This is a genomic window from Streptomyces sp. NPDC056738 (genome assembly GCF_042790435.1).
Lineage (GTDB): Bacteria > Actinomycetota > Actinomycetes > Streptomycetales > Streptomycetaceae > Streptomyces.
The window spans coordinates 549,203-564,966 of sequence record NZ_JBHTZF010000003.1 but is presented as its reverse complement, the minus strand read 5'-3'; the positions used below and the strand labels follow the sequence as shown (position 1 = coordinate 564,966).

Annotated in this window: 9 protein-coding genes; 6 read left to right on the top strand and 3 right to left on the bottom strand. The window is 70.7% G+C overall.

What is annotated here, in order from left to right; genetic code table 11:
* The first annotated feature begins 89 nt into the window (after positions 1-89).
* Positions 90-1,082 (top strand): helix-turn-helix transcriptional regulator, encoded by a 993-nt coding sequence (locus ACFRIC_RS10095; RefSeq protein WP_382782243.1) that lies wholly within the window; start codon positions 90-92, stop codon positions 1,080-1,082.
* A gap of 76 nt (positions 1,083-1,158) precedes the next feature.
* Here ACFRIC_RS10095 and ACFRIC_RS10090 read toward each other — a convergent pair whose 3' ends face one another.
* Positions 1,159-2,622: an MFS transporter gene (locus ACFRIC_RS10090; RefSeq protein ID WP_382782241.1), complete on the bottom strand. Its 1,464-nt coding sequence runs from the start codon at positions 2,620-2,622 to the stop codon at positions 1,159-1,161.
* A 96-nt stretch (positions 2,623-2,718) separates the two neighbouring features.
* Here ACFRIC_RS10090 and dusB point away from each other — a divergent pair, with 96 nt between their 5' ends.
* Positions 2,719-3,885: a tRNA dihydrouridine synthase DusB gene (gene dusB / locus ACFRIC_RS10085; protein ID WP_382782238.1), complete on the top strand. Its 1,167-nt coding sequence runs from the start codon at positions 2,719-2,721 to the stop codon at positions 3,883-3,885.
* A gap of 90 nt (positions 3,886-3,975) precedes the next feature.
* Here dusB and ACFRIC_RS10080 read toward each other — a convergent pair whose 3' ends face one another.
* The gene (locus tag ACFRIC_RS10080) at positions 3,976-5,913 is read right to left on the bottom strand and encodes a glycogen debranching N-terminal domain-containing protein (RefSeq protein ID WP_382782235.1); all 1,938 of its coding nucleotides are present in this window, start codon (positions 5,911-5,913) and stop codon (positions 3,976-3,978) included.
* Entirely contained in the window at positions 5,910-7,505 is a 1,596-nt protein-coding gene (locus ACFRIC_RS10075) for a hypothetical protein (protein WP_382782232.1), read from the bottom strand. Before ACFRIC_RS10075 ends, ACFRIC_RS10080 begins: the two co-directional genes overlap by 4 nt.
* A 119-nt stretch (positions 7,506-7,624) precedes the next feature.
* Between ACFRIC_RS10075 and ACFRIC_RS10070 the strand changes: the two genes are divergently transcribed.
* From ACFRIC_RS10070 to ACFRIC_RS10055, 4 genes are all read left to right on the top strand, one after another.
* Positions 7,625-8,851, top strand: a complete 1,227-nt coding sequence (locus tag ACFRIC_RS10070; protein WP_382782229.1) for an ROK family protein — start codon at positions 7,625-7,627, stop codon at positions 8,849-8,851.
* 480 nt (positions 8,852-9,331) lie between these two features.
* Positions 9,332-12,073: a pyruvate, phosphate dikinase gene (gene ppdK / locus ACFRIC_RS10065; RefSeq protein WP_382782226.1), complete on the top strand. Its 2,742-nt coding sequence runs from the start codon at positions 9,332-9,334 to the stop codon at positions 12,071-12,073.
* A 661-nt stretch (positions 12,074-12,734) separates the two neighbouring features.
* Positions 12,735-13,064 (top strand): trypco2 family protein, encoded by a 330-nt coding sequence (locus tag ACFRIC_RS10060; protein WP_382782222.1) that lies wholly within the window; start codon positions 12,735-12,737, stop codon positions 13,062-13,064.
* A 45-nt stretch (positions 13,065-13,109) separates the two neighbouring features.
* On the top strand, positions 13,110-15,764 hold a 2,655-nt coding region (locus ACFRIC_RS10055), incomplete at its 3' end, for a tetratricopeptide repeat protein (protein ID WP_382782219.1).

Sequence of the window (15,764 nt, the reverse complement as noted above, 5' to 3'; positions counted from 1 at the left end):
TCTCCTGTCCTCAGACGGGTACCAGAGTCTCCTTATCCTGGTACAAGCACTACCTGGCAACAGGCTGGGCAGAGCGGCAGGCTGGAGGCATGACGACGATGACCCGGGAGACGCCCCCCGTCCAGGCCCCGCCGCGACCGGGTGCGCCCGGCCCGGAAGGGGCCGGGTCCCGCGCCGGTGAGATCCGGCGCCACGAACTGGCCACCTTCCTGCGCAGCCGCCGCGAACGCATCACCCCCGAGCAGGTCCAGCTCCCCCGCGGCCGTCGGCGGCGCACGCCGGGCCTGCGCCGCGAGGAGGTCGCCCAGCTCTCCGCGGTCGGGGTCACCTGGTACACGTGGATCGAGCAGGGACGCGACATCCAGGTCTCCGAACAGGTCCTCGACGCGCTGGCCCGCACCCTGCTGCTGGACGCCGGCGAGCGGGCCCACCTCTTCCAGCTCGCCGGAGCGGTCGACCCGACGCCCGCCGCGCAGTGCCCGGTGATCACCCCGGCGCTGCGGCAGATCCTGAAGACGCTGGAGCCCGTACCGGCCTGCATCCAGAACAGCCGGTACGACATCCTGGCGTACAACCGCACGTACGCCCGGCTGATGATGCGCGACCTCGGCACGGTCCCGCCCGCCGACCGCAACTGCGTCCTGCTCGCCTACACCAACGCGGAGTGGCGCTCGTCGATCGTCCTCCTCGACGAGACCACGCGGCTGATGGCCGCGAAGCTGCGCGCGTCGATGGCCGGGCACCTGGGGGAGCCGGCCTGGAAGACCCTGCTGAAGCGGCTGCGGGCGGAGTCGGCCGAGTTCCGCGAGAACTGGGACCGGTACGAGGTGGCCGTCACGCGCGGCAAGACGAAGAAGTTCCTCAACCCGTACGTCGGCCTGGTCACCGTCGATCACACGGACCTGTGGCTCGCCCCCGACCTGGGCGCCCGCATGGTGACGTACCCGCCCCGGGACGAGGAGAGCCGCGAACGCCTGGAGAAGCTGCACGCGATCGCCCTGGAGGCCGAGGCGGACACCCCCACCGGCGCCCACGACCAGGAAGGAGCCTGGGCCCACGACGAGACGGCGGGAGCTGCCTGACGGGGCCCTAGACCGGCTTCCACCGGGGCCGACTCTGCCGGGGTCGGCTTCCGCCCGGCCCGAGCCGTTCCTCCCCTCAGGCCGCGGACGCGTCCTGCTTCCGTACGCCCGCCGCCTCCCGGATCTCCGGGGACTCCAGCAGACGCGCGGTGCGCTCGGCCGACGCGCGGGCCCGGCGGCCGCTGCTGAGCCAGCCGAGGACGAGGACGGCGACACCGCAGCCGGTGATGATCCACCAGCCGGGGAGCGAGGCCGCGGCGAAGCTCTCCCGGTAGGCGGAGGCCTGGATGCCGGAGGCGAGGGCGGCGCCGATGACGGCGACCCCGAGGGTGCCGCCGATCTGCCGGCTGGTCGAGGCGACGGCGGCGGCGACCCCCGCCTGCGAGCGCGGCATGCCGGACACGGCGGTGTTGGTGATGGGCGCGTTCACGAAGCCGAAGCCGATGCCGAAGAAGACGTAACCGATCACGAGCGTGAGGTTCGACGTCTCCGCCTCGAACGCCGCGAACAGCACACCGCTCACGGTCATCGCGACCCCGGCGATCAGCAGGGACGGCCGGGGACCCCGGTTGCCGACCAGGCGCCCCGACACGGGAGCGCAGACGAAGCACAGGAACGCCATCGGCAGCATCCACAGGCCCGCGTGCAGGGCGTTCAGACCGCGCACGTTCTGCAGGTACAGCGTCGACAGGAACAGGAAGCCGCTGAGGGCGGCGAACGCGCTCACCGCGATGAGGGTGGCCCCGCTGAACGGCACCGAGCGGAAGAAGCGCAGGTCGATGAGGGGTTCGTCGCGCCGCGGCTCGTACCACAGGAGGCCGAGCAGCGCGGCGAGGGCGATCACGCCGAAGGACAGGGTGTGGACGATTCCCGAGGTGGGCGCCTCGATGATCGCGTACGTCAGGGAGCCGAGCAGCGCGATGACGAGGAGCTGGCCGACCGGGTCCGGACGGCGGGCCTTCGGGGCGCGGGACTCGGGCACGAAGCGCAGCGTCAGCAGGAGCGCGGCGAGGCCGACGGGAAGGTTGATCCAGAAGATGGACCGCCAGCCCACGGTGTCGACGAGCAGTCCGCCCACCAGCGGTCCCGCGGCCATGGAGATACCGACCACGGCCCCCCAGACGCCGATCGCGCGGGCCCGCTCACGGGGGTCCGTGAAGGTGTTGGTGATGATCGACATCGCCACCGGGTTCAGCATCGAGCCGCCGACGGCCTGGACCATCCGGAAGACGATGAGGGTGTCGAGGTTCGGGGCGAGGGAGCACAGCACCGAGCCGATGGTGAACAGGACCAGGCCCGTCATGAACACCTTGCGCCGGCCGATGCGGTCGGCGGTGGAGCCCGCGAGCATCAGCAGCGAGGCCAGCACCAGGGTGTACGCGTCGATGGTCCACTGCATCCCCGCGACGCTCGCGTGCAGCTCCTGCTGCATCGAGGGCAGCGCGACGTTCAGGATCGTGACGTCGAGGCTCACGATCAGCAGACTCATGCAGCAGATCGCGAGCACCAGCATCCGGCGGCGGTGGCTGAGCTCAGGCATGTGCTCAGCGTACGGCGTTGTCGATAGTGTGTCTAACTAATGACCACTACATGATCTTCCGCGCGAGCACCCGGCCCGGTACGCCACAATGGGGGAATGCCCACGCCCACGTCCACGGTGGACCCCACGCTGAACACCTCGCTCTCGATCGGCCCGCACACGGCGCGGCCGCCGGTCGTCCTGGCCCCCATGGCCGGGATCACGAACGCGCCGTTCCGCACGCTGTGCCGCGAGTTCAGCGGCGGCAAGGGACTGTTCGTCAGCGAGATGATCACCACGCGGGCGCTGGTCGAGCGCAACGAGAAGACCATGCAGCTCATCCACTTCGACGCGACCGAGACGCCGCGCTCGATCCAGCTCTACGGTGTCGACCCGGCCACCGTCGGCAAGGCCGTCCGCATGATCGCGGAAGAGGACCTCGCCGACCACATCGACCTCAACTTCGGCTGCCCGGTCCCCAAGGTCACCCGCAAGGGCGGCGGCTCCGCCCTCCCGTACAAGCGCAACCTGCTGCGCGCGATCCTGCGTGAGGCCGTCAGCGGCGCCGGGGACCTGCCCGTCACCATGAAGATGCGCAAGGGCATCGACGACGACCACATCACCTTCCTGGACGCGGGCCGGATCGCGGTCGAGGAGGGCGTGACGGCCATCGCGCTGCACGGCCGCACCGCCGCCCAGCACTACGGCGGCACCGCCGACTGGGACGCGATCGCCCGGCTGAAGGAGCACGTGCCGGAGATCCCCGTCCTCGGCAACGGCGACATCTGGTCGGCGGACGACGCGCTGCGGATGGTGCGCGAGACCGGCTGCGACGGCGTCGTCGTCGGGCGCGGCTGCCTCGGCCGGCCCTGGCTGTTCGGCGACCTGGTGGCCGCCTTCGAGGGCCGCCCCGACGCCTACGCGCGGCCGACGCTCCGCGAGGTCGCGGCCGTCATGGTCCGCCACGCCACGCTCCTCGGCGAGTGGATCGGCGACGAGGCGCGCGGTGTCATCGACTTCCGCAAGCACGTCGCCTGGTACCTCAAGGGCTTCTCGGTCGGCTCGGAGATGCGCAAGCGTCTCGCGATCACCTCCTCGCTCGCCGAACTCTCCGACGGGCTGGCCGAGCTGGACCAGGACCAGCCGTGGCCGGCGGGCGCCGACGGACCGCGCGGCCGCACCTCCGGCAACAACCGGGTCGTCCTGCCGGACGGCTGGCTGAAGGACCCCTACGACTGCGCGGGCATCTCCGAGGACGCCGAACTGGACACCTCCGGCGGCTGATCCACCGGCCGTCCGGTGCGCGCGCCGCCCGCGCGCACACCGGACGGCACCCGGACGCCGCCCCCGCGCCGCCCGGTTCCCCGTGTGGTCCTACGCCCCGCCCACCGCCGCGAGCAGGGCCAGCGGCGCCGCCGCCGAACGCGACTCCCGTACGCAGGCGTGCGGGTAGGGCACCGGCTGGGCGTGGGTGTCACGGCCGTAGCCCGCGATGACCTCCGGCAGACGGTGTCCCGCGGCGGTGGCCGCGTCCACGAGCCCGTGCGCCACCGTCCGGGCCTCGTCGTGCAGTCCGTACCGCGCCAGCCCCAGGGTGATCAGGGCGTTGTCGTGCGGCCAGACGGAACCGCGGTGGTACGACAGCGGGTGGTACGCGGGCTGGCCCGCCGCGAGCGTGCGCACACCCCAGCCGGAGAAGAAGTCCGGTTCCAGGAGCCGCCGGCCGACCAGTTCGCCGTACTCCTTGTCCAGCAGACCGGACCACAGCAGATGCCCGGCGTCCGAGGCGAGCGCGTCGACGTGCCGGCCGTCGCCGTCCAGCGCCAGGGCGGGGAAGGCGTGTTCGCTCATCCAGAAGTCCCGCTGGAAACGGTCGCGCAGATCGGCGGCGGCCTGTTCCAGCAGCGCCGCGTAGACCTCGTCGTCCCAGACCGTGCGGGCCAGTTGGGCGGTGCGGCGCAGCGCGTCGTACGCGTATCCCTGCGCGCCCGCCGCCATCACCGGCCCGCTGGGGCGGCTGCCGTCGGCCGAACAGATGGCGCCGGGGGAGTCCTTCCAGTTCTGGTTCGCGAGACCGCCGCCGTCCGCGCGGTAGACGAGATAGCCGCGCGAGGTCAGCCCGCCGTGGTCCAGCATCCAGCCGATCGCCGCACGGGCGTTGGGCTCAAGACGCCTGGCCAGGGTCGGGTCACCGGTCTGCTCGGTGTAGGCGCCGAGCAGGACCAGGAACAGCGGCGTCGCGTCCACCGAGCCGTAGTAACGCCCGTACGGCACCTGCCCGAAGTGCGCCAGCTCGCCGTGCCGCACCTCGTGCACGATCTTGCCGGGCTGGGCGACCGCGCCCGCCCCCACCTCGACCGCCTGGGTCGCGGCCAGCGCGGGCAGCGTGGCGGCGGCGAGCTGCGGCCGGTAGGGCAGCGCGAAGAGCGAGGTGAGCAGGGCGTCGCGGCCCAGCAGGGTCAGGAACCAGGGCACCCCGGCCGCGGGCACCCGCAGCTCCTCGCCGTCCGGGCCCGTCGCCGGCACCTGGAGGACGGCCAGGTCCGACAGGCCGCGCGCACAGGCCGCGGCCAGCTCCGGCCAGCCGGTCGGGAACGGCACCCCCTGCGCGAACTCGCCCTCCAGGGCCAGGAGCCGCTCGCCCGCCGCGGCGGGCGAGGCGGGGACACGCGGCTCGTGCGCGGCGCCGTGCGGACGCGCCGCGACGCGCAGCGCCAGCTCCGCCGAACCGTGCGGTTCGAGGTCGAGCGTCCAGACGAGCCGCCGCGCGCCCGTGCCCGTCTCCTCCACGCCGTCCGGAGCGGGCTCGGAGGTGACCGTCGTACGGGACCTCCACTCCCCGCGCCGGTAGCTGAACTCGACCCCGTCGTCCAGGACCTGCCGCTGGCGTACGACGCCCGTCTTGGCGTAGGTGCGGTGGTCGGACCGCAGTTCGAACTGATCCGTGAAGTCGGCGTCGGCGGTGACCGCGATCCGGACCGTCGTGGCCGTCGGACGGTTGCTGGTGACGCGTAGTGCCTCCACGAACGAGCCCTCGGCGACGGCCTGTTCACGGAAGAGCGTGTAGGCGGGCGGTTCGTTGCGGCCGCCCCGCGGCACCAGGACACAGCGTGCCGTGTCGCCGTCCGCGACCGGCGTGAGCGCCTCGGGCACCGCGCCGTCCACCGTGAGCTGCCAGCGGCTGAGATGCCGGGCGTCCCGTACGAACAGCCCGTCCGGAGAACTCCCGCCCCGCACTCCGCTGATGTCCCCGCCGTCGCCCACGGCGGCGAACGTCCCACCGTGCACGAGCAGATGATGCCGGTCCGTCATCCCCGGTCCCCTCCCTTGGTGTCCGCCTCGAAATCGAATGCGCGTCGTCCCGCGCCACCGGCGCCGGTGTCCGGTGCCGTGTCGGTCAACGCGTCGCGCCCCTGCGGGGACACGACCGGTGCCGCCCCGGAGGGCTCGTGCAGCAGATCGAGCGTCAGCGCCGCCGTCCAGCTGAAACCGAGTGCTCCGCAGGCCTCGCCGGTGAACGGGTCCACGTACTCCGCGAACCCGGACTCGCCGGCCGTGTCCAGCAGGGCGGCCCGCAGCGCGTCCGCCCGTCCGTGCTCCCCGTGCAGCCGCAGCCCCCGCTCCAGCAGCCAGTTGGTGTTGAACCAGGCGGGCCCCCGCCAGTAGCGGTGCGGGTCGAACGCCTCGCCGGTCAGGTCGTAGCTCGGCACGAGCCGCGCCGCCCCGCCGAGGCCGAAGCGCGGCCCGTACGCGGTCCGTACGAGCGTGGCGGCGATGTCGCGCGGCAGCGCGGGCAGGATGAGCGGCAGCAGCCCGGAGACACTGCTCTCGGGGATCAGCGCACCACCGCGCCCGCCGCCGCTTCGCTCGTCGCGGCAGAAGAACATGCCCTCCGCCGGGTCCCACAGCCGCTCCACCAGCGCCGCCGTCAGCCGTTCCGCGCGCGCGTGCCGGGCCGTCCCCGTCGCGCCCAGTTCCCGCGCGATCTCGGCCAGCGCGTGCTCCGACGCGATCAGCAGGGCGTTGAACAGCGGGTCCTCGACCGCGAACTCGCCGCCGCCGTCGGCGTATCCACGGTCCCGGTAGTCCGCGGCCAGCCGTACGTACCGCCCGTAGTCGAGATCCGTCGGCCGGTCCTCGGGAGCCCCGTGGTCGAGGTCGGCGCGCCGGAAGGAGCGGGCCGGCGCCGGGGTGACGCGGCTGAGCGGGGCGTCCCAGCAGGGACTGTTGTCCATCCCCTGCTCCCAGGGATGCACCACGCTGGCCAGGCCCCCGCCGCCCAGGTCCCGGCGGTGCAGGAGATAGCGGTGCCAGGCCGCCAGGCGGGGATACATCCGGGAGAGGAACGAGCGGGCCCTGGACAGTCCCGGGTCCGCCCGGTGCACCAGCCACACCGCCAGCGCGTGCACCGGTGGCTGCACGATGCCCGACGTCTGTACCGTGCGCGGGGCGCCCGCGGCGCGCCCGGCGGTGGAGGAGCGCCAGAAGTCGGGGCTCGGGAAGTACGCGTCGAGCGGGACGGAGGGGTTGAACACGATGTGCGGCACACGCCCGTCGGCCCACTGCGCGCCGAGCAGCGTCTCCAGCTCCGTCTGCGCCCGCAGGGGTGACAGATGGCGCAGGCCGATCGCGATGAACGCGGAGTCCCAGGACCACTGGTGCGGGTACAGGCCGCGCGAGGGCACCGTGGACGTTCCGGTCCAGTTGCCGTCCAGTACCCGGGACGCCTTGAGGTGCAGCGATCCTGACGGACCGCCGGGATCGTATACGGGCGGTCCGCTCCGGACGACGCCGTCCGCGCGGGGCGGGGAGGGCGGGCCGGAGGCGTGCGCCGGAGTGCCCGTGGTACGCACGGGGGTGACGGGTCCCCTGTGCAGGGCGGTGAGCTGGGTCGTGCTGTCCACTCAGGTCTCCCCGAAGACGTCCGGCCGGCCGGTTCGGCAGTATCTGCCGTAGGGTTACGTCTATTTAACACGCAAAACTCAATATGTAATGCAGAGTTGGGGAACGCAAGAGGGTGCGCATGACGGAAAGGCGGGGAGTGACCGTGAAGACCGGGAACCAGGCGAGCGCCGGAGAACTTCTCGAACTGGTGCGCAGCGGCCGCGCCACCACGCGCGGGGCGCTCCAGCGGGCCACCGGTCTGTCGCGGGCCACGGTCGGCCAGCGCCTGGACCGGCTGTTCCGCGCGGGCTGGCTCCGTGAGGGCGCGGGCGGACCCGTCGACTCGCCGCTGGGCGGACGCCCCTCCATCACCCTGGAGTTCGACGACGAGCACGCCGTCGTCCTCGCCGCCGACCTGGACACCCGGCACGGCCGGACCGCCGTCCTCACCCTGACGGGCGAGATCCTCGCCGAGCACGCGGGCCCCCTGGTCGTCGACGACGGACCCGAGGCGGTGCTCGGCGAACTCGGACGCCGGCTCGCCGAGCTGGTCGGGAAGTCCGGCCGGAGCGCCGACGCCGTGTGCGGCATCGGACTCGCGGTGCCGGGCCCCGTCGACAGCGAGACCGGCCGCGTCGTCCAGCCGCCGATCATGCCCGGCTGGGACGGCTACGACATACGGGGACGGCTGGGCCGCGCCTTCGCCGAGCACGCGGGCACCGGCGCCGCGCGGGTCCCCGTGCTCGTCGACAACGACGCCAACCTCATGGCGTACGGGGAGCAGCGCACCGGCTATCCGGACTGCTCGGCGTTCGCGCTGGTCAAGGTCTCCACCGGTATCGGCGCGGGCATGGTCGTCGGCGGCACCGTCTACCGGGGCATCGACGGCGGAGCCGGCGACATCGGGCACATCCGGGTGGGCGCCGACGCGCTGTGCCGGTGCGGTTCGTACGGCTGTCTGGCGGCCGTGGCCAGTGGTGGCGCGGTGGCGCGCCGGCTCGCGGAGTCCGGGGTCCCGGCCGCGTCGGGCTCGGACGTGCGCGAGCTGCTGGCGGCCGGGCACCCCGAGGCGACGGCGCTCGCGCGGGAGGCGGGCCGGCAGGTCGGGGACGTCCTGGCCACCGTGGTGACCCTGCTCAACCCGGGCGTGCTGATGATCGCCGGGGATCTGGCCGGCACGCCCTTCCTCACGGGCGTCCGGGAGCTGCTGTACCAGCGGGCGCTGCCGCGTTCCACCGCTCATCTGGACGTGGTGACCTCGCGGCTCGGCGAGCGGGCCGGGCTCGTGGGCGCGGGCGCGCTGGTCGTGGAGCACCTGTACGCGCCGGAGCGGGCCGAGGAACGGCTGGCGGCGCTCGGCGTGTGACCGGGCGGCCGGGTGAGCCATCCGTGTGGGGCGGCCGGGTGAGCCATCCGTGTGTCGTGTCCGTATCTCCCGGTGCCTCCGTGTGTCGTGTCCGGATCGTGGTCCGCATGATGAAATCTGGCTCCTCCTGGTGGCGTGATTCTCGCCACCCTTGATAGGGGCAACGCTCAGATGAGCGGATCTTGGGCGGCTGCACTTCCCTAAGGGGTGGCACTCAGTGCCACCCTCTGATCGTTCATCGATTAAACTCAGACGTGCTGAACGACGCTCACGTGAGCGCCAAAGGCCACTTGTGGGGCCTCATCCGTTCAAGAAGTGAAAACATCGGTGCCCGATGACTTGCCAACCCTTGACTTTGGATCTGGTGGCGGACGAGTGGTTACAGGCGCATGACGCGCAAGTGGACGTACCCAGACGCCTTCGATCTGGGTATGTTCCCCGTCGTCAGGGCAGCCACCGCGACGTCGAGGAGTCAGGCTCGTGTCGGAAAACAAAGATCCCCACGTAACCGGAAACGGCGTTGGCGGAGCGAAGTTCGTTTATGACTTCACCGAGGGCAACAGGGACCTCAAGGACCTGCTCGGGGGCAAGGGTGCCAACCTCGCCGAAATGACCAACCTGGGTCTCCCCGTCCCGCCCGGCTTCACGATCACCACCGAGGCGTGCAAGACGTACCTCGACAGTGGCGACGAGCCGGCGGCACTGCGTGACGAGGTGAGTGCGCACCTCGAGGCCCTCGAAGCCACGATGGGCAAGAAGCTCGGCCAGGCCGACGACCCGCTGCTCGTCTCCGTCCGTTCCGGTGCGAAGTTCTCCATGCCCGGCATGATGGACACCGTCCTGAACATCGGGCTCTCCGACAAGTCCGTGCAGGGCCTCGCCAAGCAGGCCGGCGACGACCGCTTCGCGTGGGACTCGTACCGCCGCCTGATCCAGATGTTCGGCAAGACGGTCCTCGGCGTCGACGGCGAGCTCTTCGAAGAGGCGCTGGATGCGGCGAAGGAGCTCAAGCAGGTCACCGTCGACACGGACCTGGAGGCGGCGGACCTCAAGAAGCTCGTCACCAAGTTCAAGAAGATCGTCAAGACCGAGGCCGGCCGGGACTTCCCGCAGGACCCGCGCGAGCAGATGGACCTCGCCATCCACGCGGTCTTCGACTCCTGGAACACCGAGCGCGCCAAGCTCTACCGCCGCCAGGAGCGCATCCCGCACGACCTCGGCACCGCCGTCAACGTCTGCTCGATGGTCTTCGGCAACCTCGGCCCCGACTCCGGCACCGGCGTCGCCTTCACCCGCGACCCCGCCTCCGGCCACCAGGGCGTCTACGGCGACTACCTCCAGAACGCCCAGGGCGAGGACGTCGTCGCGGGCATCCGCAACACGGTCCCGCTCGCCGAGCTGGAGTCGATCGACAAGAAGTCGTACGACCAGCTCATGCAGATCATGGAGACCCTGGAGAACCACTACAAGGATCTCTGCGACATCGAGTTCACCATCGAGCGCGGCCAGCTCTGGATGCTCCAGACGCGGGTCGGCAAGCGCACGGCGGGCGCGGCCTTCCGCATCGCCACGCAGCTCGTGGACCAGGGCCTGATCGACGAGGCCGAGGCGCTCCAGCGGGTGACGGGCGCCCAGCTCGCCCAGCTCATGTTCCCGCGCTTCGACGAGGACGCGAAGGTCCAGCAGGTCGGCCGGGGCATCGCCGCGTCGCCGGGCGCCGCGGTCGGCAAGGCGGTCTTCGACTCGTACACCGCGGTGAAGTGGTCGCGCTCCGGCGAGAAGGTCATCCTCGTTCGCCGCGAGACCAACCCCGACGACCTCGACGGCATGATCGCGGCCGAGGGCATCCTCACCTCGCGCGGCGGCAAGACCTCCCACGCGGCCGTCGTCGCCCGCGGCATGGGCAAGACCTGTGTCTGCGGCGCCGAGGAGCTGGAGGTCGACACCAAGCGCCGCCGGATGACCGTGCCCGGCGGGCACGTCGTCGAGGAGGGCGACCTCATCTCGATCGACGGCTCCAGCGGCAAGGTGTACCTCGGTGAGGTCCCCGTCGTGCCGTCCCCGGTCGTCGAGTACTTCGAGGGCCGGATGCACGCCGGCGCCGACGACGCCGACGAGCTGGTCGAGGCCGTCCACCGGATCATGGCCTTCGCCGACCGCAAGCGCAGCCTGCGCGTACGCGCCAACGCCGACAACGCCGAGGACGCGCTGCGCGCCCGCCGCTTCGGCGCCCAGGGCATCGGCCTGTGCCGCACCGAGCACATGTTCCTCGGCGACCGCCGCGAGCTGGTCGAGCGGCTGATCCTGGCGGACACCGACGCCGAGCGCGAGGAGTCGCTGAAGGCGCTCCTGCCGCTCCAGAAGAAGGACTTCGTCGAGCTGTTCTCGGCGATGGACGGCCTCCCGGTCACGGTCCGTCTCCTGGACCCGCCGCTGCACGAGTTCCTGCCCGACATCACCGAGCTGTCGGTGCGTGTCGCGCTCGCCGAGTCCCGCAAGGACGCCAACGAGAACGACCTGCGCCTGCTCCAGGCGGTGCACCGCCTGCACGAGGCGAACCCGATGCTGGGCCTGCGCGGTGTGCGCCTCGGCCTCGTCATCCCCGGTCTGTTCACCATGCAGGTACGGGCCATCGCGGAGGCGGCCGCCGAGCGCAAGAACGCCAAGGGCGACCCGCGCGCGGAGATCATGATCCCGCTCGTCGGCACCGTCCAGGAGCTGGAGATCGTCCGCGAGGAGGCCGACCAGGTCATCGCGGAGGTCGAGGCGGCCACCGGCGTACAGCTCAAGCTCGCCATCGGCACGATGATCGAGCTGCCGCGCGCCGCGCTGACGGCCGGCCAGATCGCCGAGGCCGCGGAGTTCTTCTCCTTCGGCACGAACGACCTCACCCAGACGGTGTGGGGCTTCAGCCGCGACGACGTGGAGGCCTCCTTCTTCACGGCGTACCTGGAGAAGGGCATCTTCGGCGTCAGCCCGTTCGAGACGATCGACAAGGACGGCGTCGGCTCCCTGGTGAAGTCCGCGGTGCAGGCCGGCCGCGCGACGCGCCCCGACCTGAAGCTCGGCGTCTGCGGCGAGCACGGCGGCGACCCGGAGTCGGTCCACTTCTTCCACGAGGTGGGACTCGACTACGTCTCCTGCTCCCCGTTCCGCATCCCGGTCGCCCGCCTCGAAGCGGGCCGGGCGGCCTCCAGCTCGCAGGGCAGCGACCACCGCTGACCCCGAGCACCGGACCCCGGGTCCGCCGCCTGTCCCCGACCCTCAAGACCGATGGGCGGCGGCCCCGGCCCACGAGAGAGGGCGACACCCTGTGCGGGGGTGTCGCCCTTTCGGGCATGGTCTGCGGCGACTGTCAAGCTAGGTTGCTGACCTGGGGAAATGACGTTTGCTGGCATTGGCTCCCGTTGAACCCGTACGAGGCTGTTGTGCCCTCGTTGTGCCCTCCAGCGCGGCTGGGCTCCAGCCGTGGTCCTGTCCGCACACTTCGAGATTGGGCGTCCCAGCGCGAGGCAACGCGCCGATCGCGAGACCGCATAACAAAGGGCCCGCGCGGCGGCGCCAGCATTCGAACCTGGGAAGGCGGAGCCGGCAGATGTACAGAGGGCTGGCCCCGCTCAATCTGAGCAGGCGTTCTTCTCTCCCTTAGCCGCATTGGGGGACGTCTGGGGACTCACTACCCCGTCCAGAGCGATGAAGGGCAGCCCGTTCTTGCGTTGCGTGCGGTCTGTGCGGCATCAGTTGCCGCTTGTACTTCGTTTGGGTGACGGATGGAACTGTTGCGGTGGGATGGTGGTCCTTCTACGTGTGCAATGCCGTACGGGGCGCGATGCGACGGTGTGACCGTTGGTGCCGGGTCGCTTGGAGGGGAGGGCGCGGGCGTATGGAGATTGAGCTGGCGGATGCGGTGGCAGTGTTGCGAGATGAGCTGCTGGAGGCCGCGGCGCGGGGTGCGGGACCGGATCTGGCTTTCCAGGTCGGGCCGGTGGAGCTGGAGTTCGCGGTGGAGTTGCGGGCTGATGCGAAGGTGAAGGCCGGATTCAAGGCCTGGGTGGTGTCCGCGGATGCGGAGGCTGGGGTGGCGCGGGGCAGAACGCAGCGGGTGAAGATCGTTTTGACTCCGAAGAAGCCGGGGGGCGGGGATCTCCTCATTCATGGCAGTCCGGACCGGCAGCAGGGCCCGGGAAATGTCGAGGACAGGATCGAAGACTGACTTCATCCTGGGCTTGGCCTTGGCATGGGGTTTATCGGGGCGGGGATGAATCGCGAACGTGTGGTGGCCGTCGACGGTGCCGACGGGCAGGGTTCGGGCTATGTGATCACTGATCATTTGGTGCTGACTTCAGCTCACGTCGTCCCTGCCTTGGGTAAGTCGGCAGAGTTTTTCCAGCCGGGCCGGACGGTGCGGTACGCGGCGAAGGTGGTATGGCGGGGCACTCCGGGCGGCCGGGACGATGCAGCCTTGCTCGTTGTGGACGACCCGGCCTGGCAACCGCCCACTGGTCCAGAGACCCGTTGGGGCCGGCTAGTCACCAGCCGGCCGGGAACGATGTGCCAGGCCGTGGGGGTGCCGAACATGATCCAGCGGTCCGGCAGGCCGGTGGAGTTGTGGCAGGCCACTGGCACGATCAATCCCATCAGCGGCCGTGTCGGCAACCAGCACGTCGTAACCCTGGGTGAGCACCCGCCCCAGTCCACGGACGGGAGCCCCTGGGGTGGTCTGTCCGGCGGGGCTGTCTTCTGCGGGGACCTGCTCACCGGGGTGATCGCTGCTGACCTGGCAGGACTGGCCCACGCCGGCTTGCACGCCGTTCCTCTGTACGTGCTGCTTCACGACCAGGCCTTTCGCGACACCCTTGCCCTGCATGCCCCGGAGGCAGGCACTGGGATGGAGCCGGTTGAGTGGCAAGGGCTGGCGGACCACACCGACACGTTCAACGCCACCGGCTCCCCAACGGTTTCATCGCCCGCGACACTACTGAGGGCGAGGCGGGCGGTCGTCCCCTTCCGTGGACGCGAGGACCTGCTCACGCAACTGCACACGTGGGCTGGCCTACCGGGCTTCGGCGCGTGGCTGATCCACGGCCCCGGGGGGCAGGGCAAAACTCGCCTCGCCCACCACTTCGCCACCATGCTCGCCAGACAGAAGCCGTGGGCCGTCCTGTGGCTGCGTGCCGACGCTGCGGACGACTCCCTGGAGGTGGTGGCCTCGGCGACGGCGCCTGCACTAGTCGTTGTGGACTACGCCGAGACCCGCACCAGCCAGCTCACCGACCTCTGTCAGGCCCTGGCCCAGCATGGCATCGGCATGGGCACTGGCACCGCAGTGAAAGTACTGTTGCTCGCTCGCACGGCGGGCGACTGGTGGCAGACCTTGCAGGCCAAGACACCCGCAGCCGAGGAACTGCTGGACGACACACCGGTCACGCATCTGGGTGTCCTGGAATCGGAGTCTGGGAACCGGCTGGACGGCTACCGGGAGGCGGTCGACAGCTTCGCTGGGCAACTCCCCTTCGTCCAAGGCTGGCAACATCACGACTGGCCGGCATTGGCCCATCGGCTCGCCGGGAACGTCTCAGCAGCTGCGATTGACAGGGAAGGCATGAGCACGGCTCTGACCCTGCACATGACCGCCCTGGCCGACCTACTCGACGCCGCCCAACCACCCGATACCGCAACAAGACCCAGACCGGCTACGGGGGTGGAAGACCGACTGCTACGCCACGAACGGCGCTACTGGGAGACCTCCGCCATCGCACGCGACCTTCATCCAGCGCTGACCATGGACACCCTCACTCACGCCCTGGCCGCCGCATTCCTGCTCGGAGCGCCCGACCGGCAACAAGCCGACAGACTGCTCGCCAGGGTCCCGGGACTGTCGGACCAGAGCGAGGACCGCCGCAACAGCGTGCACCGCTGGATCACCGAGCTTTATCCCCCGACCGATGATGGCGTGTGGGAGAGTCTCCGGCCGGATCGACTCGCCGAACGCTTTACCGGCCGGCACTTGCTGGCCCATCCTGGCCTGCCCGAACGGCTACTGCACGATGCCACCGAGGCCCAGGTCCGACAGTTGCTGACCGTGTCCACGCGGGCCGCAACCCACCCACCCCTGTGCAGCTCACTTGCTCCTCTGATTACCGAGCTGTGCCTTAGCCACCCTGACGCACTAGTGCCGGCAGCAATCGAAGTTGCCACCCAGACCGAAGCCCCCACACCACTCCTGCACGCCCTGACCCGGGTTGTCGATGCTCCTGACACAGCCCTCGACACCCTGCGCCAACTCGCCAACCGACTCCCGGCCACGAGCTACAACCTCGCCGAGACAGCCGCCCATCTCGCCCAGCGACTCGCAGAGCACCACCGCGCCCTGGCCGCTACCGATCCCGACGCCTTCCTGCCCGACCTCGCCGCCAGTCTGAACAACCTCTCCATCCGGTTGGGGGAGCTGGGGCGGCGTGAGGATGCGCTGACTGCCATCGAGGAAGCCGTCACCGTTCGCCGCAAGCTGGCCGCAGCACGCCCCGACGCCTTCCTGCCTAACCTCGCCACGGCCCTGAACAACCTCTCCGTTGATCTACGGGAGTTGGGGCGGCGTGAGGATGCGCTGACTGCCGTCGAGGAAGCCGTCACCGTCTACCGCAAGCTGGCCGCAGCACGCCCCGACGCCTTCCTGCCCAACCTCGCCACGACCCTGAACAACCTCTCCGTCCATCTGGGGGAGTTGGGGCGGCGTGAGGATGCGCTGACTGCCATCGAGGAAGCCGTCAGCGTTCGCCGCAAGCTGGCCGCAGCACGCCCCGACGTCTTCCTGCCTGACCTCGCCGCCAGTCTGAACAACCTCTCCATCCGGTTGGGGGAGCTGGGGCGGCGTGAGGATGCGCTGACTGCCATCGAGGAAGCCGTCACCGTG

Excerpts from the sequence above, each read along its gene's own strand:
- ACFRIC_RS10095 (WP_382782243.1), top strand. The coding sequence starts at position 90 with ATGACGACGATGACCCGGGAGACGCCCCCCGTCCAGGCCCCGCCGCGA.
- ACFRIC_RS10090 (WP_382782241.1), bottom strand. The coding sequence starts at position 2,622 with ATGCCTGAGCTCAGCCACCGCCGCCGGATGCTGGTGCTCGCGATCTGC.
- dusB (WP_382782238.1), top strand. The coding sequence starts at position 2,719 with ATGCCCACGCCCACGTCCACGGTGGACCCCACGCTGAACACCTCGCTC.
- ACFRIC_RS10080 (WP_382782235.1), bottom strand. The coding sequence starts at position 5,913 with ATGACGGACCGGCATCATCTGCTCGTGCACGGTGGGACGTTCGCCGCC.
- ACFRIC_RS10070 (WP_382782229.1), top strand. The coding sequence starts at position 7,625 with ATGACGGAAAGGCGGGGAGTGACCGTGAAGACCGGGAACCAGGCGAGC.
- ACFRIC_RS10060 (WP_382782222.1), top strand. The coding sequence starts at position 12,735 with ATGGAGATTGAGCTGGCGGATGCGGTGGCAGTGTTGCGAGATGAGCTG.